We start from the raw sequence: 18,138 nt of genomic DNA, 5'->3' as shown, positions 1-18,138 counted from the left end.
AGCTGCTGTATTTGAGGAATCAGGACATGGGCACAGATGCTGCCAGGGCTGCCGACAGGGCGGCCCAGACGAACGACCCGGGTCAGGCCTTTTTCTGGCAACCGGAAGCCGGCAGCTACTTTGCCACCGCCTCACTGGAGCTGCTGCGCCTGGGCCTGCGGGCCGGGCTGGAGTCCGGCCACGGCGTGCTGGTGCTGACCGGCGACGTGGGCTCGGGCAAGACCTTGCTGCTGCGCATGGCCTTGCAGAACCTGGCCGCCGCCAACGGCCACACCGCCTACCTCAGCTACACATCCATGAGCGGGCATGAGATCCTGCAGTCCATCGCCTTCGCCTTTGGCATGCCGGGCGGCACCGACGCACCCGCCCTGCGCCCACAGGACTGGCTGGCCGAGCAGCTCAAGACCTGGGCCGCCCGCAGCGAGCCGGCCCTGCTGGTGATCGACGAGGCGCAAAGCCTGCCGCCCGAAACCCTGCTGTCCCTGCTCAAGCTCAATCAGCTGCGCCCCAAGGATAGGCACGCGCTGCGCGTCATCCTGGTCGGCCAAACGCCCTTGCTCACCATGCTCAAGGCGCCGGAGCTGCAGGCCTTTGCCGCCGATATCGGCCCGCGCTTCCACCTCTCGCCGCTGCGGGCGGAGGAGTCCCACGCCTTCATCCAGAGCCGCCTGCTGCTGGCCGCCGCCGACCACGGCCCGACCGAATTCCTGCCCGAGGCTTTTGACGCCATCCATGCCTGCTGCGCGGGCAACCCGGGCCGCATCCGCCTGCTGTGCAAGCATCTGCTGCAATCCGCCTGGTTGATGGACGAGCGGCAAGCCATCGACGCCGCCATGGTGGCCGCCCAGGCCGAAGAGCTGGGCCTGGACCCTGCCCTGGCCCTGAGCGCCCGCGGCAGCAATCTGAGCCGTCCTGGCCCCAGCCCGGCCCTGCCCAAACGCCAGCACGCCCATCGCCCGCTGGTCGGCCTGATCGCCGCAGGCGCGGTGCTGCTGGCCACCGGCCTGGGCGCCCTCAAACATTGGCCCGAGCTGGTCGGCCAGGCGCCGCAGGCCGGAGCCCAGCCAGCCAGCCCCGCCAAATTGCAAAACCAAGCCTGGCCCACACCGCCCAGCCCGCCGCACAACAACAACAACAACAACAACAACAACAACAACAACAGCAACAGCAACGGCAACGGCGGCAAGGCCGTGGCAAACGTCAGCCCGCCCGCGGCCCACGCCTCCGAGGCGCCGCCGCCGGTTGCCCTGGCCTTTGACGACCCCAGCTCTGCGGCCACCGGCAGTCGGATGCCGCCCATCAAGCCCATCCTGCCCGCCCAAGCGAGCCCCCACAGGACCGGCAACAAGGCCTGTGCTCAACTGCTGGCCCGCCTTTCCCTGGGCGAGCCCTTGTCCGCCAAGGACCGGCGGGAACTGGACGAACAATGCCACTGACGCTGCACCCGCGCCGCTGGCTGCTGGGCCTGCTGGCCTTGCTGGCGGCCTGCGCCACGCCACCGGCCCCGCTCAGCGCCAGCACCCCGTTTGAACAAGACGTGCTGGAGACGGGCCAAGGTCTGTTCACCCAATGGCGGGCCCAGGCCGGGCGCGCGGCCAGCGGGCGCAGCGTGGCCCTGGGCGCCATCAACGATCTGGTCGATCTGAGCCAGGGTGAGCAACAGCCGCTGCAAGAAGAATCAGAGGCCGCGGCCCAGGTGAAGAAAATCATCGCCCGCCAGATCGACGCCCAGGTGCCCGAACTCAAGCGGGTCGCCGCCGAGGCGGCGAACAGCCGCGCCACCGACTACCTGATCAGCGGCAGCCTGATGCGCTCCAGCGCGGGCACCCTCGCCAAGCCACGCGGCCCGCTCAAACCGACCGAGGCCAAGGCCCCAGCGCCTCTCGTGCTGACCTTGCTGATGCTGGACCTGAAAAGCCATCAGATCGTGGCCCGCTGGCAAGGCCCTTTGCGCGCCCTGCAAGGCCAGCTCAAGCCCAGCGCCTACTTCCACGACAGCCCGGTGCTGATGAACGGCAACAAGCCCGGCATCGCCGAGCAGCACAACAGCCAGTTGCTGAACGCCCCAGCCGGCGCCACGCTGAACGCCGACACGGTGGAAAACGCCTGGGCCCAGGCCTTGCTGAGCCAGGCGCAGGAGGCTTATGCCGCCGCCAACTACGCCCAGGCCCTGGCGCTGTTCCAGGCCGTGGCGGCCCGCCCCGGCCCACTGGCCTTGCGCGCCTACAACGGCCTCTATCTGAGCCACCTCAAGCTGGGCCAAAACGATCTGGCGCGGCAGGACTTCAAGCGCGTGGTGGCCGAGGGCCTGGCCACGCGCAGCCTGGCGATGAAGTTCCTCTTCATGCCCGGCCAGACCAGCTTCTGGGCCGACCCCAGCGTCAGCGGCAATTACGAGTTCTGGCTGCAGGAGATCAGCGCCCAGATCGCTGCCTCGCCCCAATGCCTGGAGGTGGCCGGCCACACCAGCCGCAGCGGCGAAGAAGCCTTCAACCAGAAGCTCTCGCTGGCCCGCAGCGAGAAGGTGCGCGGCCTGATGCAAGCCCTGCAACCCGGCCTGGCCCGGCGCATCAGCACCAGCGGCAAGGGCTGGCTGGAAAACATCATCGGCAGCGGCACGGACGATGCCCGCGACGCCATCGACCGCCGGGTCGAATTCAAGCTGCTGGACTGCAGATAACCATGGCCCCTCGCCCAACCTCGCCACGCTGAACGCGGGCGAGTCCGGTCGGTCCCCCAAGGGGATGGCGACGCTTGACGGTTCGACCGCCAAGCTTCGCCGGCGCGGGCCGGCTTGGGGCGGCCCGGCGCTCAGCCCGAAATACCTGGATGCTCGCAACAAACTGGGACAATCGGGCCCGAATCTCCCTCAGCCCCCAAAGCCGCCCGCCCATGCTCCCCACCGACAAGCTGCATCTCTTTGTTTCCTGTGCCTCCGGCGTCGAGCCCTGGCTCGAAGAGGAAGTGCGCGCCATCCTGCCCGGCGCCCACACCGAAGCCCTGCGCGGCGGCGTGGCCGTGCGCAGCAATCTGGAAGGGGTGATGAAGCTCAATCTGGAAAGCCGCCTGGCCCAGCGCGTGCTGATCGAGATCATCGACGGCGGCTACCGCCACGAGGACGATATCTACGCCCTGGCCCTGCGGGTGGACTGGTCTCAATGGATCAGCCCGGCCGAGACGATACGGGTGGACACCGTGGCCCAGCGCTCCCCCCTGCGCAGCCTCAACTTCGCCACCCTGCGCGTCAAGGACGCCATCTGCGATGTGCTGCGCGATGTGACGGGCGAGCGCCCCAGCGTGGACACCCGCTACCCCGACCTGCCGGTGATGCTGCACCTCAACGAGGTGCATGCCACGATTTATGTCGACACCTCGGGCGAGCCCCTGTTCAAGCGCGGCTGGCGCGAAGACAAGGGCGACGCCCCGCTGAAGGAAACCCTGGCCGCCGCCATGCTGGCCGCCGCCGGCTGGAAAGGCACGCCGCAGGCCGGCGGCGCCCTGCACGACCCCTGCTGCGGCTCCGGCACCATCGCGGTGGAAGCCGCCCAGATCGCCTGCGGCATGGCCGCCGGCCTGCAGCGCCGCTTCGCCTTCGAGCGCCAGGGCCCCTTCGTGCCCCTGCGTGGCCGCTGGCAGGCGCTCAAGCAGGCCGCCAAGGACCGCGAACATGCGCCGGCCGTGCCCATCTTCTGCAGCGATGTGGCCTTCCGCATGGTGGACTTCGCGCGCCGCAATGCCGAGCGCGCCGGTGTGGCGCAATACATCCAGTTCAACGGCGGCGATGCGCTGGAGCGCCCGGCACCCGAACTGCCCGAAGGCATGCCCGGCACCATCATGATGAACCCGCCCTATGGCGAGCGCATCGAGGTGCGTGGCAAGGCCGGCAACTTTCAGATGAGCCGGGATGCGGGCGGCTCACGCGCCGCCGCCGGGCCGACCCAAGGCGGCGCGCGCCCCCTCGGGGGGCTGGAGCCGCAGGCGACGTGGGGGCAGGTCAGCCAGCGCGACGCCGGCGACGACTTCTTCCCCCGCCTGGCCGCGCACTGGAAGCGCGCCTACACCGGCAACCCGGCCGGCTGGACCGCCTGGCTGCTCTGCCCCGATATGAAGCTGCCCAGCAAGATGCGGCTCAAAGAATCGCGCAAGGTGCCGATGTGGAACGGCCCCATCGAGTGCCGCATGTTCCGCTTCGACCTGATCAAGGGCTCGGCGCGCACGCCTAAGCCGGGCGCTGCAAGCTCAGACTGATTGCAGGGCCAGCCAGCCCAGCACCGCCAGCGGCGCGGTGTCGGCGCGCAGGATGCGCGGGCCCAGTTGCACGGCCTCGAAGCCGGCCTCGCGGGCGGCCTGTTCCTCGGCGGGGCTCAAGCCCCCCTCGGGGCCGGACAGGACCAGGGTCGACGTGGCGCCGGCCTGGGCACGGGCCAACTCTGCAAGCGGGCGGGCGGCGGTCGGGCTGAGCAGCCAGCGGCGCTGCGAGGCTTGCACCGGTGGCAGGCTCTTGAGCCATTGCGCCAGCGTGCGCACCGGCGCGATCTCGGGCACTTGGGCGCGCCCGCTTTGCTCGCAGGCGGCCACGGCCACACCTTGCCAATGGGCCTGTTTTTTATCGGCTCGCTCGCCACTCAGGCGCAACACCGAGCGTTCGCTCATCAGCGGCTGGACGGCGGCAGCGCCCAGCTCGGTGGCTTTTTCGATCACGCCGTCCATGCGGTCGTTGGCCGGCATCACCACGCACAGGCTCACGGCATGAGCCAGCTCGCGGTGCACCAGCTGGCGGGCATGCAGATGCACGCTGACCTCGCTGCGGCCCATGCGCAAGACCTCGGCCTGCCATTCGAAGCCGGAGCCATCAAACAAGGTGATGGCCGCGCCCGGCTGCAGGCGCAGCACCTGCACATGGCGGGCGGCACCGGCGGGCAGGATCAATTCATGAGGCTGGCTGGCTGCGGCGTCGCCATCGGCGGCGCTGCCCAGCGGGGTGTCCAGAAATAAACGGGGGGGCATGATGGGCCAGAAGAAAATTCGTGGCCCCGAGTTTGCCTCAGAATATGCCCGCGCTCAGGCCTTGGACATCCCCAGCGCACGCCGCACCTGCTCGGCCACCTGTTCGCCCTGGGCCAGCTGCACATCCTGCACAAAGCGGTCCGCCAGGACTTGCAGGGTCGGCAGATCGACGCAGCGCTCCACCTCCAGCACCATGCGGTAGCCCTTCATCAGGCCCAGATACTGCTTGGCATGGCGGGTCAGAAAGCCGTAGAGCTCGTCGTAGGCCATGGGCGAGGCCGGGGCAGCGGGCAGCTCGATGCGATCCGCGGCCTCGGTCAAGGCCACGGCCGGCTCCTGCGTCGGGTCGGCAATCAGGCCGCTGATCTGCAATTGCTGCAGATCGGCCTCCGTGGCGCCTTGCACCAGGCTCAGCCATTCGGCGCCGGGGCGCGAGGCATCCAGCACCAATAACAGATTACGTGCGCTGCGCGACAAAGCCTGGCTGCGCACCTTCACCTCGGCCCGGCCGGCCTCCGTTCTTTGGAATCTTTGCGTGCTCACCCTGTGTGGCCCTTACTTCTTGTCGCGCAGCTCGCGGCGCAGGATTTTGCCGACCGGGGTCTTGGGCAGATCGCTGCGGAACTCGATGATCTTGGGCCGCTTGTAGCCGGTCAGATTGGTTTCGCAAAAAGCCCTCACATCGGCTTCGCTCAGCTCCGGGTTCTTCTTGACGATCACCACCTTGACGGCCTCGCCGGCCTTGGCATCGGGCACGCCTACCGAGGCGCATTCCAGCACACCTTCCATCTGCGTGATCACGTCCTCGATCTCGTTGGGGTAGACGTTGAAGCCGCTGACCAGAATCATGTCCTTCTTGCGGTCCACGATCTTGAAGAAGCCGCGCTCGTCCACGATGCCGATATCGCCGGTACGGAAGAAGCCGTCGGCCGTCATCACCTGGGCGGTTTCGTCGGGGCGCTGCCAGTAGCCGGCCATCACCTGCGGGCCGCGGATGGCGATCTCGCCGGTGGCGCCGGGCGCCACTTCGCGGCCCTCGTCGTCGAGCAGGCAGATGTCGGTATTGGGCATGGGCAGGCCGATGGTGCCGGTATAGGCCTTGCTGTCCGTCGGGTTGCAGCTGGCCACGGGCGAGGTCTCGGACAGGCCATAGCCCTCGCAGATGGGGCAACCGGTCTTGTCCAGCCAGAGCTTGGCCGTCGCCTGCTGCACGGCCATGCCGCCGCCCACGGCGATCACCAGATGGCTCCAGTCCACCGTGTTGAACTGCGGGTGATTGGCCATGGCCATGAACAAGGTGTTGACCGCCGGCAGGCTGTGGAAGCGATGGCCGCTCAGCTCCTTGAACACCGCCGGCAGGTCGCGCGGATTGGGGATCAGCACATTGGCGCCGCCCACATGCATGGACAGCATCATGTTCGTGGTGAAGCCGAAGATGTGATACAGCGGCAGGGCGCAGATGCTGACCAGTTGCTCGCCGGCCGGGATTTTTTTCAGCGCCGGCTGGTACCAGGCCTCGGCCTGCAAGGTATTGGCCACCAGATTGCGGTGCAGCAGCACGGCGCCCTTGGACACGCCGGTGGTGCCACCGGTGTACTGCAGCACGGCGATGTCCTGCGGGCCCATCTTGGGCGCCTTGTAGGGCAGGCCGCGGCCCTTGCTCAGCGCAGCATTGAAGGTGACGGCGCCGGGCAGCTCGAAGGCCGGCACCAGCTTCTTCACCTTGCGCACCACGTAGTTGACGATCAATCCCTTGGGGAAGCCCAGCATCTCGCCCATGGAGGCCAACACCACATGCTTGGTGGGCACGGTCTTGATCACCTGCTGCAGCGTGGCGGCAAAGTTCTCCAGGATGACGATGGCCTTGGCGCCCGAGTCCTTGAGCTGGTGCTCCAGCTCGCGCGGGGTGTACAGCGGGTTGACGTTGACCACCACCAGGCCGGCGCGCAGAACGGCGGCCACGGCCACCGGGTACTGCATCACATTGGGCATCATCAGGGCGACGCGGTCGCCCTTTTCCAGGCCCAAACTCTGCAAATAAGCGGCAAGCGCGCGCGAGGCCTCATCCAGCTGGGCAAAGCTGATTTGCCGGCCCATCATCTTGTAGGAGGGCAGATTGGGGTATTTCTTGAAGGCCGATTCCATCAAGTCCACCAGGGACGGATAGCGCCCAACATCAATCTCTGCCGGAACTCCCTCAGAGTAGTTCTTGAGCCAAATCTTCTCCATCTTTCACGTCTCCTTGCTATGCCGCGATTCTGACCTATCGCTGACAGCCCTCTCATCAGGGGATTCGATAGCCGCACGCCCCTGCGCGCCGGCTCGTATTTGCGTGTAGGCACCATGAACAAGGCCCGCCAAGGCGGGCCTTGTTCAAGGGGGGCCAGGCCTCACTCCACGGCCTTGACCATGTCCTCCACCACCTTCTTGGCGTCGCCGAACACCATCATGGTCTTGTCCGAGTAGAAGAGCTCGTTGTCCAGGCCGGCATAGCCGGCCGCCATGGAACGCTTGTTGACGATGATGGTCTTGGCCTTGTAGGCCTCCAGGATGGGCATGCCGTAGATGGGGCTGCCCTTCACATGCGCGGCGGGGTTCACCACATCGTTGGCGCCCAGGATGATGGCCACATCGGCCTGACCGAACTCGGCATTGATGTCTTCCATCTCGAACACCTGGTCATACGGCACCTCGGCCTCGGCCAGCAGCACATTCATATGGCCGGGCATGCGGCCGGCCACCGGATGGATCGCATACTTCACCGTCACGCCTTTCTCGCTCAGCTTCTGCGCCAGCTCCTTCACCGCATGCTGGGCGCGCGCCACGGCCAGGCCGTAGCCGGGCACGATGATGACGGTCTCGGCATTGCCCAGCACAAAGGCGGCGTCGTCGGCGCTGCCGCTCTTGACATTGCGCTGCACCGCGCCGCCGGCCGCCGCGGCCGAGGCCTCGCCGCCAAAGCCGCCCAGGATCACATTGAAAAAGCTGCGATTCATGGCCTTGCACATGATGTAGCTCAGGATGGCACCCGAGCTGCCCACCAGGGAGCCGGCGATGATCAGCATGCTGTTGTTGAGCGAAAAGCCTATGCCCGCCGCCGCCCAGCCCGAATAGCTATTGAGCATGGACACCACCACCGGCATGTCCGCCCCGCCGATGGGGATGATGAGCAGCACGCCCAGGGCAAAACCCAGGGCCAGGATGAGGCCGAAGTCCATCCAGCTTTGCGAATGCCAGAAGCCGAAGCAGAAGAAGGCCGCCGCCAGGCCCAGGGCCAGATTGAGCTTGTGCTGGCCGGGGAAGGACACCGGCGCGCCCTGGAAGAGGCGGAATTTGTACTTGCCCGAGAGCTTGCCGAAGGCGATCACCGAACCCGAGAAAGTGACCGCGCCGATGAAGGCGCCCAGCGCCAGCTCGATGCGGTTGCCGCCGGGAATGGGCTCGCCATGGGCGGTGATGCCGAAGGCCCAGGGCTCCAGCACGGCGGTGGCGGCGATGAAGACGGCCGCCAAGCCAATCATGCTGTGCATAAAGGCCACCAGCTCGGGCATCTTGGTCATCTCGACCTTGCCGGCCATATAAGCGCCCAGGCCGCCGCCAATCACCAAGCCGGCCAGCACATAGCCCAAGCCCATCATCTGGCCGCCGGCCAGCTTGACGATCAGGGCGGCGGTGGTCAGGGCGGCAATCGCCATGCCCACCATGCCGAAGAGATTGCCGCGGATTGATGTGGTGGGGTGGGAGAGCCCTTTGAGCGCCTGGATGAAGCAGACGCTGGCGATCAGGTACAGAAGGGTGACGAGGCTCATGCTCATTTCTTTTCTCCTCCGGCCTTCTTTTCCTTCTTCTTGAACATCTCCAGCATGCGCCGGGTGACCAGAAAGCCGCCGAACACATTGACGGCGGCCAGGGCCACGGCCAGCGTGCCCATGAATTTGCCCAGATCGGTCTCGGTCAAGGCCGCGGCCAGCATGGCGCCGACGATGACGATGGCCGAGATGGCATTGGTGACGGCCATCAGCGGCGTGTGCAGGGCGGGCGTAACCGTCCAGACCACGTGGTAGCCCACGTAAATGGCCAGCACAAAGATGATCAGATTGGTGACGGTGGGGTTGACGAGTTCCATCTTGATTAGCTCCGCTTCACTTCACCGGACTGGGTCACCAGGCAGGCCGCCACGATGTCGTCGTCCATGGGGACTTGCAGGCTGCCGTCCTTGGCCAGCACCAGCTTGAGGAAGTCCAGCACATTGCGTGCGTACAGGGCCGAGGCATCGGCCGCCACCAGGGCGGGCAGATTGGTCTCGCCCACCAGGGTCACGCCATGCTTGACGACCGTCTTGCCGGCCTCGGTCAGCGGGCAGTTGCCGCCCACGGACCCGTCAGGGGCTGTTTGCCCTTTCCCGGCGGCCAGGTCCACGATCACCGAGCCGGCCTTCATGCTGCGCACCATCTCCTCGGTGACCAGCACCGGCGCGGCGCGGCCGGGGATCAGGGCGGTGGTGATGACCACATCGGCCTGCGCCACGCGTTTGGCCACCTCGACCTTCTGGCGGTCCAGCCAGCTTTGCGGCATGGGCTTGGCATAACCGCCCACGCCCTCGGCAGCTTCTTTCTCCTCCGGCGTGTCGTAGCTCACCTCGATGAATTTGGCGCCCAGGGACTCGACCTGCTCCTTCACCGAGGGCCGCACGTCCGAGGCCTCGATGACGGCGCCCAGGCGCTTGGCCGTGGCAATCGCCTGCAGGCCCGCCACGCCAACGCCCAGAATCACCACCCGCGCGGCCTTGACCGTGCCGGCCGCCGTCATCAGCATGGGGAAGAAGCGCTGGTAGCGCTCGGCCGCCATCATCACGGCCTTGTAGCCGGCGATATTGGCCTGCGAGCTCAGCACGTCCATGCTCTGCGCCCGCGAGCTACGCGGTGCCGCCTCCAGCGCAAAGCTGGTCAGCCCGGCCGTGGCCAGGGCTTGCAGGCCGGCCTTGTCAAAGGGATTGAGCATGCCCACCAGGGCGGCACCGGGCTTGAGCAGGCCTAACTCCTCGGCACTGGGGCTGCGCACCTTGAGCAGCAGATCGGCGGCAAAGGCCTCGCTGCGCTCGACCAAGTCGGCACCAGCGGCGGCATAGGCCTCGTCGGTCACACTGGCGGCCAGGCCGGCGCCACGCTCCACCCGCAAGACATGACCCTGAGCCTTGAGCTTCTTGATCGTCTCGGGTGTGGCAGCCACACGCGTTTCCCCGGCCGCGCTCTCGCGCGGAACACCTATCAGCATGAATCCCTCCTGGGCCAGCCCTCACCGGCTGGCATTTGCGGCTAAAAAAACATCTGCACCCAGAACAAAGTCCCTGTCTCGATTCAGCTTACACAATAGGCCTCTTCAATGACACCCGGACATGCCAGGGATGCAGATGAGCAACAACACCGAACGCTGGAAACCCGCCGTCACCGTGGCGGCCATCATCGAAGAGCAGGGCCGCTATCTGCTGGTCGAGGAAGAGACCCCCGAGGGCCTGCAATTGAACAACCCCGCCGGCCATCTGGACCCAGGGGAATCGCCCCTGGAGGGTGTGGTGCGTGAGGCCCTGGAAGAGACCGGCCGGCACTTCCGGCCCGAGGCCTTGCTAGGCCTCTATATGGCCCGCTTTGTGCGACCCTCGCGATTAGAGGATGTGACCTATCTGCGCCTGGCCTTCACCGGCACGGTCAGCGAGCCCGTGCCCGGCTGGGTGCTGGACAAGGGCATTGTGCGCACCGTCTGGCTGAGCCTGGAGGAGGTGCGCGCCAGCGCGGCGCGGCATCGCAGCCCCCTGGTGCTGCGCTGCATCGAGGACCACCGCGCCGGCCGCCGCCTGCCGCTGGAGGCCCTGCAGATCGATCCCAGCTTGTATGAACCCTGTGTGAAAAACTGATCGCCCGGGCACTTGCGGGACAATTGCGGCATGAGTTTGAGCAGCAAGAAACAACGCATCGTCGTCGGCCTGTCCGGCGGCGTGGATTCCGCCGTCACCGCCCATCTGCTGAAAAGCCAAGGACACGAGGTCGTCGGCATCTTCATGAAGAACTGGGAAGATGACGACGACAGCGAATACTGCTCGTCCAATATCGACTTCGTCGACGCCGCCGCCGTGGCCGATGTGATCGGCATCGAGATCGAGCATGTCAACTTCGCCGCCGATTACAAGGACCGCGTGTTCAGCGCCTTTCTGCGCGAGTACCAGGCCGGCCGTACGCCCAACCCCGACGTGCTCTGCAATGCCGAGATCAAGTTCAAGGCCTTTCTGGACCATGCTTTTGCGCTGGGCGCCGAGAAGATCGCCACCGGGCATTACGCCCGCGTGCGCGAGCTGGACGGCCAGACGCAGTTGTTGAAAGGCATAGACAACAGCAAGGACCAGAGCTATTTTCTGCACCGCCTGAACCAGGCCCAGCTGGCCAAGACCTTGTTCCCGGTGGGCGAGTTGCACAAGACCGAGGTGCGCCGCATCGCCGAGGAAATCGGCCTGCCCAATGCCCGCAAGAAGGACTCGACCGGCATCTGCTTCATCGGCGAGCGGCCCTTCCGTGAATTCCTCAAGCGCTATCTGGCCCATGCGCCCGGCCCCATCAAGGACGAGCGCGGCCGCAAGTTGGGCGAGCATGTCGGCCTGTCCTTCTACACCCTGGGCCAGCGCCAGGGTCTGGGCATAGGCGGCGTGAAGGAGAAGGGCGCTGCACGCGGCGGCGGCGAGCACGAGCCCTGGTTCGTGGCCCGCAAGGATATGCAGAGCAACACCCTCTACGTCGTGCAAGGCCACGATCACCCCTGGCTGCTCAGCGCCAGCCTGGTGGCCGACGATCTGTCCTGGACCGGCGAGCAGCCCGCCTTCGGCGGCTTTGGGGCCAAGACCCGCTACCGCCAGGCCGACGCCGCCTGCGCCTTCCACCCGAACACGCCGGCCGCCGGCCAGTGCCGGGTGGACTTTGCCCAGGCGCAATGGGCCGTCACCCCGGGCCAGAGCCTGGTGATGTATGCCGGCGAGGTCTGCCTGGGGGGCGGCGTGATCGCCTCGGCCAGCCCCGCCGCATGAGCATGCAGCTCGGCCGCCAGCTGGACCGCCTGCTGGCCCGCATCGCCCGGCCGGGCGTGGTGCTACAAGTGGCCGCGCTGACCATGTGCTTGCTGGAGCTGGCCGCGGCCATCGCCGGCCTGGCGGGCTTCCGCACCGAGCCCTATGACGGCGCCGTCGCCGCCCTCTATCTGCGCCTGGGCGGAGCCAGCAATGACCCGGTGCTGCTGATCGTCTGCTTCGGCCTGGTGCTGCTATTCGCCTGGGCCTATTGGCGGCTGGCGCAGGACAGCCAGGCCGACCAGGCCCCGCCGAACGCCCTGCGCCGCATCGTGCTGGTGGACTTGCTGGCCATCGCCGTGACGCCCGGCCTGCCCTTTCTGGTGACGGCGCTGGCCGCCGTGCTGCTGCGGGCGCGCGCCGCCTTTCTGTTCGCCCTGGCCCAGGTGGTGATCAATCTGCTGCTCTACTGGCTCCTGCCCCTGGCCGATCTGCAGCAGGCCCGCGCCGAGATCCCCGCCTGGCTGGACAGCCTGGGCCTGTTGATGGCCATGGTGGCCCTGCATGGCATGGCCTTCGGCCTGGGCCGCATGTCGGCGGTGGAAGCGGAAAAACGCCGCTGGCTGCAGGTGATGCTGGCCGAGCGCATGAGCGCCGAGCAATTGCAGGCCGAGCAGATGCGCTACCACGAGCGCACCCTGATGGCGCGCGAGCTGCACGATGTGGTGGGCCACCACCTGACCGCGCTGAACCTGCAGCTGCAGCTGGGCTCGGCCCTGCTCAAGCGCGAGGACGCGGCCGGCGCCGCCGCCGCGGTGGAGCGCGCCCGCGGCAGCGCCGCCCATCTGCTGGCCGATGTGCGCGAGGCCGTGTCGCAGCAGCGCAGCTCACAGCGCATCGACCTCAGCACCGCCCTGCAAGCCCTGGCCGAGGGCGTGGCCAGCACCCGCATCGAGCTGGACATCGCCCCCGCCGCCCGCGACCTGAGCCCGCGCGCCGCCCATGCCCTGCTGCGCTGCGTGCAGGAGGCGGTGACGAATAGCGTGCGGCATTCGCGCGCCAGCAGCATCAGCATCAAGCTGCAGCTCGGCAGCGGGCCGGCCATGGGGGATGATCAGATCCTGGTCAGCATCGACGATGATGGCCTGGGCACCCACGCCCTGCAGGCCGGCAACGGTTTGCAAGGCATGCGGGAGCGCATGAGCGAGTTGGGAGGGGGCATGCAGGTGCAGCGCAGCCGCCCGGGTTTCAGAATTGAACTGCATTGTCCGAGGACGGCATGAGCGCGACAGCAACGACAACAAGCCAAGAGAAAAGCTCCATCAAGCTGCTGCTGGTGGAAGACCAGCAGCTGGTGCGCGAGGGCCTCAAAGGCCTGCTGGCCCTGCACGAGGAGATCCAGATCGTCGGCGAAGCCAGCGACGGCGCCGAGGCCCTGGCCCTGGTCGAGGCCTTTGGCGCCCGCAAGGCCCTGGGCGCGACCGATGTGCAGATGCCCGACATCATCCTCTCCGATATGCGCATGCCACGCCTGGACGGCCTGGGCCTGATCCGCGCCCTGGCCGCGCGGGCCTTGCAGATCCCGGTCGTGCTACTGACCACCTTTGACGACGCCACGGCTTTTGACGAAGCGGTGCGGGCCGGCGCGCGCGGCTTCCTGCTCAAGGCCATCAGCCCCGAGACCCTGCTGCAAGCCCTGCACGAGGTGATGGGTGGCGGCACCGCCCTGCGCCCCTCGCTGACCACCCGCATGGAACAGGTGAGCGGCCGGGGCGAGCGCGCTTTTGTCGCCACCGATCAGCCCGACCCGCTCTCGCCCAAGGAGTTGCAGGTGCTGCGCCTGGTGGCCAGCGGCCGCAGCAATACCGAGATCGCCGCCCTGCTGGGCAATAGCGAGGGCGTGATCAAGAACCACTGCTCGGCCATCTTCTCCAAGATGGGCGTGCGCGACCGCACGCAAGCCGTGCTGCGTGCCATCGACCTGGGCTGGATATGAGCAGCGCGGCCATGCCGGCGCAGCAGGCCATCGACGCACTGGTGCAGCGCTTCTTCGCCGTCTTTGACAACCGCGCCGGCCGCCGGCCCGACTTCGCCACGCTGGAGACCCTGTTCGCTCCCCATGCCCGCATCGCCAAACACAGCAGCCAGGGAGCGGAAAACATGTCGCTGCCCGAGTTCCTGCGGCCGCGCGAGGCCTTGCTGCTGAGCGGCGAGCTGCAGGACTTCCATGAATGGGAGCTGGCCTCCGAAACGCTGATCTTCGGCGGCATGGCCAGCCGCAACAGCCACTACCGCAAGCAGGGCTGGCTCCGCAACGCCGCCTACGAGGGCGAGGGCATGAAGAGCTTCCACTTCCTGTTGACCGCGGCCGGCTGGCGCATCAGCGCCATGGTCTGGGCCGATGCCGAAGCGAGCCTGCCGATCAGCGCCGTGCAGCGCCGGCTGAACCCCGCCGCCCTCAATCCTTGAAGGCCCGTCCCAGGTGCAGCACCCAGTAACGCTCATACTGGCCGGGGCCGACGACGCAGGCCATGCCCACATCGACAAAGCTGGACTCCATCAGATTGTCGCAATGGGCCGCGCTGCTGGTCCAGGCCAGCATCACCTCATCCAGGGTTTCCTGGCCACCGGCCAGATTCTCACCGGCACGCATCAAGGGATAGCCTTGCAGAAGAAAGCGCTTGCGCAAGGTCAGGCCGAGGGCGCTGGTATGGCTGAGCTCATTGCGCACTGACAACTCGCCCGCATAAGCCTTGGCCGAGGCCGCCAGGCGCGAATCCCAACGCAAGGCCTGGGCCGGCGGCATATGCACCGCGCCACATTGGCGGGCCTGGGTGCGCAAGGCATTGATCTGGGCCAGCACCTCCTGGGCATCGAGAGCATGCCTGCAAGCGCTGGAATCGCTGAGCGTCGGGCCACCACCACCAAAGCACAAGCTGGTGAAAGTGAGCAGGACAGCTGAAACGAGAGCACGCATGCAAGCAGCGGAAGCAGTAGGGGAGCCGGATCTTAAACGGCAGTGCTGTGGCTTTCGGCGCAGCAAATCAAGGGAGCCAAAAAGAAAGCGCACAAAGTGCACGAGCCCGCCTCCCGCTGGCGCCCCCATGGCCATGGCGGCAGGCCAGCACTGGCCGAGGAAGGCCGTGTGCAAAGCCCTGGATTTGCAGCCTTTCTCCAGGCCGGCAAGCGAGCCGGATTTTTATCAACTGCTTACAAAAAATATCGATGCATGTGCTCAAAAAGACATGGCGGGCGCAGGCGCACCTTCTCGGACCCGGGTTGCCGGGGCGAAGACCTAGGGATTTCTCTCCCCCCAATTCAAGGGATGCCTAGGACTATCCCCCGGGGCTGGGCCGGGAGATTTGTGAACTAATCCACAGTCCCGTCACGGGGCTGATGACCGCATGCACCGCTGGGATTCCAAAGATCCCGAGTCGTGCCGCGGGTCAGATCACATTCAATGGTCACGAGGGATTTTTATGTTTGCAATCAAACGCAGCATGATCGGGCTGGGAGCCCTGGTCTTGATGAGCGCGGCCCAAGCCTCAACAAACGCAGCGCCGGCGCTCTACAGCGAAGGTTTTGACAACTTCAACAGCAGCGGCTGGGTGTTGGTCAACAACAGCGCACCCGTGGGCCAGGACTGGAGCCAGGGCGCCGAAGAATTGCTGAGTGGCGCCCAATCCGGCCCCGCCAACTCCTTCGCCTTCGCCAGCTATCTGAGCGCCGCCAACGGTTTCGGCAGCATCGACAACTGGCTGATCAGCCCCGAGATCACCCTGGGCGGCGCCAGCAGCCTGAGCTTCTACGCCCGCAGCCAGGACCTGCCTGATTTCAGCGACCGCTTCAAGGTCTTGTTCAGCGCCGGTTCGGGCACGGCGACCAGCGGCTTCACCGCCCTGGCCAGCATCACCGCCACGACCAGCGGCTGGACCCAATACACCTTCGCCCTGCCCAGCGCCACCACCGGCCGCATCGCTTTTGAGTACCTGGTGGCCGACGCCAGCACGGCCAATGCCGTGGGCATCGACACCATCACGGTGACTGCCGTGCCCGAGCCCTCCAGCTATGCCTTGATGGCCGCTGGCCTGCTGGGCCTGGCCGCGCTGCGCCGCCGCAACGCCGGCAAGTAAGCCACACCGGCTCGTCCGCCCGCCGATTCTTCGCCATGAGCGGCTGCCAGCCCTTGTGCGCGCAGGTGGGCGCGATCCATCACAGACCAGGATACCGATATGAAGATCAACACCTCTTTCATGGCGGCCGCAGTTGCGACCGTCGGTTTGATGGCTGCTAGCGCTGCCTCCGCAGCCACGGTGGCCAAGGACAGCGCGACCGGCGAGTTGCGCGCACCCACCGCCCAGGAAGCTCAAGTGCTGAGCCAGGGCAATAACGGCAAGACCGCGCTCAAGGCCGCACCGCGCGGCCTGCGCACCGGCCTCGTCAACCCCCAACCCGTCAAGCATGCCGACGGCACGGTCGAACAGGAACTGGACGAAAGCAGCCTGTCTTACTCGGTGGCCACCCGCAACGCCGACGGCAGCATTGACCTGCACTGCGTGACCGGCGCCGAAGCCGCCGACGCCCTGCACAAGGGCAAGAAGCCCGCCAAGTCCAGCAAAGCAGTGAAAGGCCATAGCCATGACAGCAAATAAGAAGCTCCAAGCCACCCTGGGCGCCACCTGCGCCGCCCTCAGCCTGTTCGGCGCCGCCTTCCAGGCCCAGGCCGCCGCCACCATCGTCATCAACAATATCAATGCCGCTGGCGTTGGCTTCAACGACGCCACCCCGGCCGTCCCCGTCGGAGGCAATACCGGCGTCACCCTCGGTGAGCAGCGCCTGATCGCCTTCACGCACGCCGCGAACATCTGGGGCGCCACGCTGACCAGCAGCCAGCCCATCGTCATCAATGCCCAGTTCTCCGCCCTGACCTGCACGGCCACCTCGGCCACGCTGGGCAGCGCCGGTGCCACCTCGATCTTCCGCAATTTCGCCAACGCACCCAAGGCCGACACCTGGTATTCCTACGCCCTGGCCAACAAGCTGTCGGGCAGCTATCTGGGCACGCTCAATGCGGCACAGATCAACGCCAACTTCAACGCCAATCTGGGTCAGGCCAACTGCCTGGCAGGCTCGTCCTTCTACCTGGGCCTGGACGGCAACCACGGCAGCAATATCGACTTCATCGCCACCCTGCTGCACGAGATGGGCCACGGCCTGGGCTTCCAGACCTTCACCAATGGCAGCACCGGCTTGCAGAACGGCGGCTTCCCCTCGGTGTGGGACCACTACCTGCTGGGCACGGTCACCGGCAAGCTGTGGAAGGACATGACGACGGCCGAGCGCCAGGCTTCGGCACTGAGCGTGGACAAGCTGGTCTGGACCGGCCCCCTGGTCACCGCCGCCATCCCCCAGGTGCTGCGCATGGGCAGCCCCGGCCTGATCATCACCGGCTCGCAAGCCGGCGTGACGACCGGCCTGCATGCCGTGGGTGAAGCCTCCTTCGGCCCACCGCTGAGCAACACCGCCGTGGCCGGCACCCTGATGCCCATCACCACCAGCACCGGCACGCTGGACCTGGCTTGCAACCCCCTGAGCGCTGCGCAAGCCCTGGCCGCCAAGGGCAATGTGGCCCTGATCAGCCGTGGCAGCTGCGGCTTCACCATCAAGGTGAAGAATCTGCAGAATGCCGGCGCCAAGGCCGTGCTGATCGCCGACAACGCCGCCGGCGTTCCGGCCGGCATGAGCGGCACCGACGCCAGCGTCACCATTCCTTCGGTGCGCATCTCGCAAGCCGATGGCGTGGCCCTGCTGAGCGCACTGGCCAAGCGCACCCGCAACAGCTCGGGCGTGTTTGCCTCGCTGGCCGTGACCGGTTCGCAGTACTCCGGCGCCGACCCGCTGGGCCGCATGATGATGTTCGCGCCCAACCCCTACCAGGGAGGTTCCTCGGTCTCGCACTTTGACGTGACGGCCGTCCGCAACCAGTTGATGGAGCCCTCGATCAACGGCGACCTGACCCATTCGGTGCTGGTGCCGCTGGACCTGACCTTCAAGTTGCTGCAAGACATCGGCTGGTAATCCCC

General features: G+C 66.7%; 18 protein-coding genes. 11 read left to right on the top strand and 7 right to left on the bottom strand.

The window, feature by feature from the left end; genetic code table 11:
• Positions 1-26 precede the first annotated feature (26 nt).
• From HNP55_RS06415 to HNP55_RS06405, 3 genes are all read left to right on the top strand, one after another.
• Positions 27-1,436, top strand: a complete 1,410-nt coding sequence (locus HNP55_RS06415; protein WP_184297375.1) for an ExeA family protein — start codon at positions 27-29, stop codon at positions 1,434-1,436.
• Positions 1,427-2,680 (top strand): OmpA family protein, encoded by a 1,254-nt coding sequence (locus HNP55_RS06410; protein ID WP_184297373.1) that lies wholly within the window; start codon positions 1,427-1,429, stop codon positions 2,678-2,680. The genes HNP55_RS06415 and HNP55_RS06410 overlap by 10 nt, the downstream gene beginning before the upstream one ends.
• A 212-nt stretch (positions 2,681-2,892) precedes the next feature.
• Positions 2,893-4,248, top strand: coding sequence for a class I SAM-dependent RNA methyltransferase (locus HNP55_RS06405; protein ID WP_184297371.1), 1,356 nt, complete (start codon positions 2,893-2,895; stop codon positions 4,246-4,248).
• Here HNP55_RS06405 and HNP55_RS06400 read toward each other — a convergent pair.
• The 6 genes from HNP55_RS06400 to HNP55_RS06375 form a co-directional block, all read right to left on the bottom strand.
• Positions 4,240-5,007 carry a 16S rRNA (uracil(1498)-N(3))-methyltransferase gene (locus HNP55_RS06400; protein ID WP_184297369.1) on the bottom strand — a complete coding sequence of 256 codons (768 nt, stop codon included), beginning with the start codon at positions 5,005-5,007 and terminating at the stop codon, positions 4,240-4,242. The two genes, HNP55_RS06405 and HNP55_RS06400, sit on opposite strands and share 9 nt — an antisense overlap.
• A 54-nt stretch (positions 5,008-5,061) precedes the next feature.
• Positions 5,062-5,550 carry a hypothetical protein gene (locus tag HNP55_RS06395; RefSeq protein ID WP_184297367.1) on the bottom strand — a complete coding sequence of 163 codons (489 nt, stop codon included), beginning with the start codon at positions 5,548-5,550 and terminating at the stop codon, positions 5,062-5,064.
• A 12-nt stretch (positions 5,551-5,562) separates the two neighbouring features.
• Positions 5,563-7,236 carry a long-chain-fatty-acid--CoA ligase gene (locus HNP55_RS06390; protein WP_184297365.1) on the bottom strand — a complete coding sequence of 558 codons (1,674 nt, stop codon included), beginning with the start codon at positions 7,234-7,236 and terminating at the stop codon, positions 5,563-5,565.
• 161 nt (positions 7,237-7,397) lie between these two features.
• On the bottom strand, positions 7,398-8,822 hold the full coding sequence (locus tag HNP55_RS06385) for an NAD(P)(+) transhydrogenase (Re/Si-specific) subunit beta (protein WP_184297363.1): 1,425 nt from the start codon (positions 8,820-8,822) through the stop codon (positions 7,398-7,400).
• Complete coding sequence (locus tag HNP55_RS06380) at positions 8,819-9,133, bottom strand: NAD(P) transhydrogenase subunit alpha (protein ID WP_184297361.1); 315 nt, start codon at positions 9,131-9,133, stop codon at positions 8,819-8,821. The genes HNP55_RS06385 and HNP55_RS06380 overlap by 4 nt, the downstream gene beginning before the upstream one ends.
• Positions 9,134-9,138: 5 nt before the next feature.
• Positions 9,139-10,281 (bottom strand): Re/Si-specific NAD(P)(+) transhydrogenase subunit alpha, encoded by a 1,143-nt coding sequence (locus HNP55_RS06375; RefSeq protein WP_184297359.1) that lies wholly within the window; start codon positions 10,279-10,281, stop codon positions 9,139-9,141.
• 136 nt (positions 10,282-10,417) lie between these two features.
• On the opposite strand from HNP55_RS06375, the gene HNP55_RS06370 reads away from it, so the two are divergent.
• Genes HNP55_RS06370 through HNP55_RS06350 form a run of 5 tightly spaced genes read left to right on the top strand, consistent with a single transcriptional unit; the run spans position 10,418 to position 14,524 of the window.
• Positions 10,418-10,918 carry an NUDIX hydrolase gene (locus tag HNP55_RS06370; RefSeq protein WP_184297856.1) on the top strand — a complete coding sequence of 167 codons (501 nt, stop codon included), beginning with the start codon at positions 10,418-10,420 and terminating at the stop codon, positions 10,916-10,918.
• Between the two features lie 30 nt (positions 10,919-10,948).
• Positions 10,949-12,076 (top strand): tRNA 2-thiouridine(34) synthase MnmA, encoded by a 1,128-nt coding sequence (gene mnmA, locus HNP55_RS06365; RefSeq protein ID WP_184297357.1) that lies wholly within the window; start codon positions 10,949-10,951, stop codon positions 12,074-12,076.
• Positions 12,073-13,338, top strand: coding sequence for a sensor histidine kinase (locus HNP55_RS06360; RefSeq protein ID WP_184297355.1), 1,266 nt, complete (start codon positions 12,073-12,075; stop codon positions 13,336-13,338). The genes mnmA and HNP55_RS06360 overlap by 4 nt, the downstream gene beginning before the upstream one ends.
• Positions 13,335-14,051: a response regulator gene (locus tag HNP55_RS06355; protein WP_184297353.1), complete on the top strand. Its 717-nt coding sequence runs from the start codon at positions 13,335-13,337 to the stop codon at positions 14,049-14,051. The genes HNP55_RS06360 and HNP55_RS06355 overlap by 4 nt, the downstream gene beginning before the upstream one ends.
• On the top strand, positions 14,048-14,524 hold the full coding sequence (locus HNP55_RS06350) for a DUF4440 domain-containing protein (protein ID WP_184297351.1): 477 nt from the start codon (positions 14,048-14,050) through the stop codon (positions 14,522-14,524). Before HNP55_RS06355 ends, HNP55_RS06350 begins: the two co-directional genes overlap by 4 nt.
• Here the strand turns inward: HNP55_RS06350 and HNP55_RS06345 are convergent.
• Positions 14,514-15,032, bottom strand: coding sequence for a CAP domain-containing protein (locus HNP55_RS06345; protein WP_184297350.1), 519 nt, complete (start codon positions 15,030-15,032; stop codon positions 14,514-14,516). The genes HNP55_RS06350 and HNP55_RS06345 overlap by 11 nt on opposite strands.
• Before the next feature lie 502 nt (positions 15,033-15,534).
• Here HNP55_RS06345 and HNP55_RS06340 point away from each other — a divergent pair.
• The 3 genes from HNP55_RS06340 to HNP55_RS06330 all read left to right on the top strand — a co-directional run bounded on the left by HNP55_RS06340 (position 15,535) and on the right by HNP55_RS06330 (position 18,133).
• Positions 15,535-16,188 carry a choice-of-anchor J family PEP-CTERM protein gene (locus HNP55_RS06340; protein WP_246448224.1) on the top strand — a complete coding sequence of 218 codons (654 nt, stop codon included), beginning with the start codon at positions 15,535-15,537 and terminating at the stop codon, positions 16,186-16,188.
• 99 nt (positions 16,189-16,287) lie between these two features.
• Positions 16,288-16,707, top strand: a complete 420-nt coding sequence (locus HNP55_RS06335; protein ID WP_184297348.1) for a post-PEP-CTERM-1 domain-containing protein — start codon at positions 16,288-16,290, stop codon at positions 16,705-16,707.
• The gene (locus tag HNP55_RS06330) at positions 16,694-18,133 is read left to right on the top strand and encodes a PA domain-containing protein (protein WP_184297346.1); all 1,440 of its coding nucleotides are present in this window, start codon (positions 16,694-16,696) and stop codon (positions 18,131-18,133) included. Before HNP55_RS06335 ends, HNP55_RS06330 begins: the two co-directional genes overlap by 14 nt.
• Positions 18,134-18,138: the final 5 nt, after the last annotated feature.

It is taken from the genome of Roseateles oligotrophus (genome assembly GCF_014204525.1).
Lineage (GTDB): Bacteria > Pseudomonadota > Gammaproteobacteria > Burkholderiales > Burkholderiaceae_C > Paucibacter_A > Paucibacter_A oligotrophus_A.
This window is presented reverse-complemented; position numbering and strand designations above follow the sequence as displayed.

Coding starts and splice junctions, on each gene's coding strand:
- HNP55_RS06355 (WP_184297353.1), top strand. CDS start 13,335: ATGAGCGCGACAGCAACGACAACAAGCCAAGAGAAAAGCTCCATCAAG.
- HNP55_RS06330 (WP_184297346.1), top strand. CDS start 16,694: ATGACAGCAAATAAGAAGCTCCAAGCCACCCTGGGCGCCACCTGCGCC.
- HNP55_RS06380 (WP_184297361.1), bottom strand. CDS start 9,133: ATGGAACTCGTCAACCCCACCGTCACCAATCTGATCATCTTTGTGCTG.
- HNP55_RS06340 (WP_246448224.1), top strand. CDS start 15,535: ATGTTTGCAATCAAACGCAGCATGATCGGGCTGGGAGCCCTGGTCTTG.
- HNP55_RS06345 (WP_184297350.1), bottom strand. CDS start 15,032: ATGCGTGCTCTCGTTTCAGCTGTCCTGCTCACTTTCACCAGCTTGTGC.
- HNP55_RS06360 (WP_184297355.1), top strand. CDS start 12,073: ATGAGCATGCAGCTCGGCCGCCAGCTGGACCGCCTGCTGGCCCGCATC.
- HNP55_RS06400 (WP_184297369.1), bottom strand. CDS start 5,007: ATGCCCCCCCGTTTATTTCTGGACACCCCGCTGGGCAGCGCCGCCGAT.
- HNP55_RS06385 (WP_184297363.1), bottom strand. CDS start 8,822: ATGAGCATGAGCCTCGTCACCCTTCTGTACCTGATCGCCAGCGTCTGC.
- HNP55_RS06390 (WP_184297365.1), bottom strand. CDS start 7,236: ATGGAGAAGATTTGGCTCAAGAACTACTCTGAGGGAGTTCCGGCAGAG.
- HNP55_RS06375 (WP_184297359.1), bottom strand. CDS start 10,281: ATGCTGATAGGTGTTCCGCGCGAGAGCGCGGCCGGGGAAACGCGTGTG.
- HNP55_RS06350 (WP_184297351.1), top strand. CDS start 14,048: ATGAGCAGCGCGGCCATGCCGGCGCAGCAGGCCATCGACGCACTGGTG.
- HNP55_RS06415 (WP_184297375.1), top strand. CDS start 27: ATGGGCACAGATGCTGCCAGGGCTGCCGACAGGGCGGCCCAGACGAAC.
- HNP55_RS06370 (WP_184297856.1), top strand. CDS start 10,418: ATGAGCAACAACACCGAACGCTGGAAACCCGCCGTCACCGTGGCGGCC.
- HNP55_RS06405 (WP_184297371.1), top strand. CDS start 2,893: ATGCTCCCCACCGACAAGCTGCATCTCTTTGTTTCCTGTGCCTCCGGC.
- mnmA (WP_184297357.1), top strand. CDS start 10,949: ATGAGTTTGAGCAGCAAGAAACAACGCATCGTCGTCGGCCTGTCCGGC.
- HNP55_RS06410 (WP_184297373.1), top strand. CDS start 1,427: ATGCCACTGACGCTGCACCCGCGCCGCTGGCTGCTGGGCCTGCTGGCC.
- HNP55_RS06335 (WP_184297348.1), top strand. CDS start 16,288: ATGAAGATCAACACCTCTTTCATGGCGGCCGCAGTTGCGACCGTCGGT.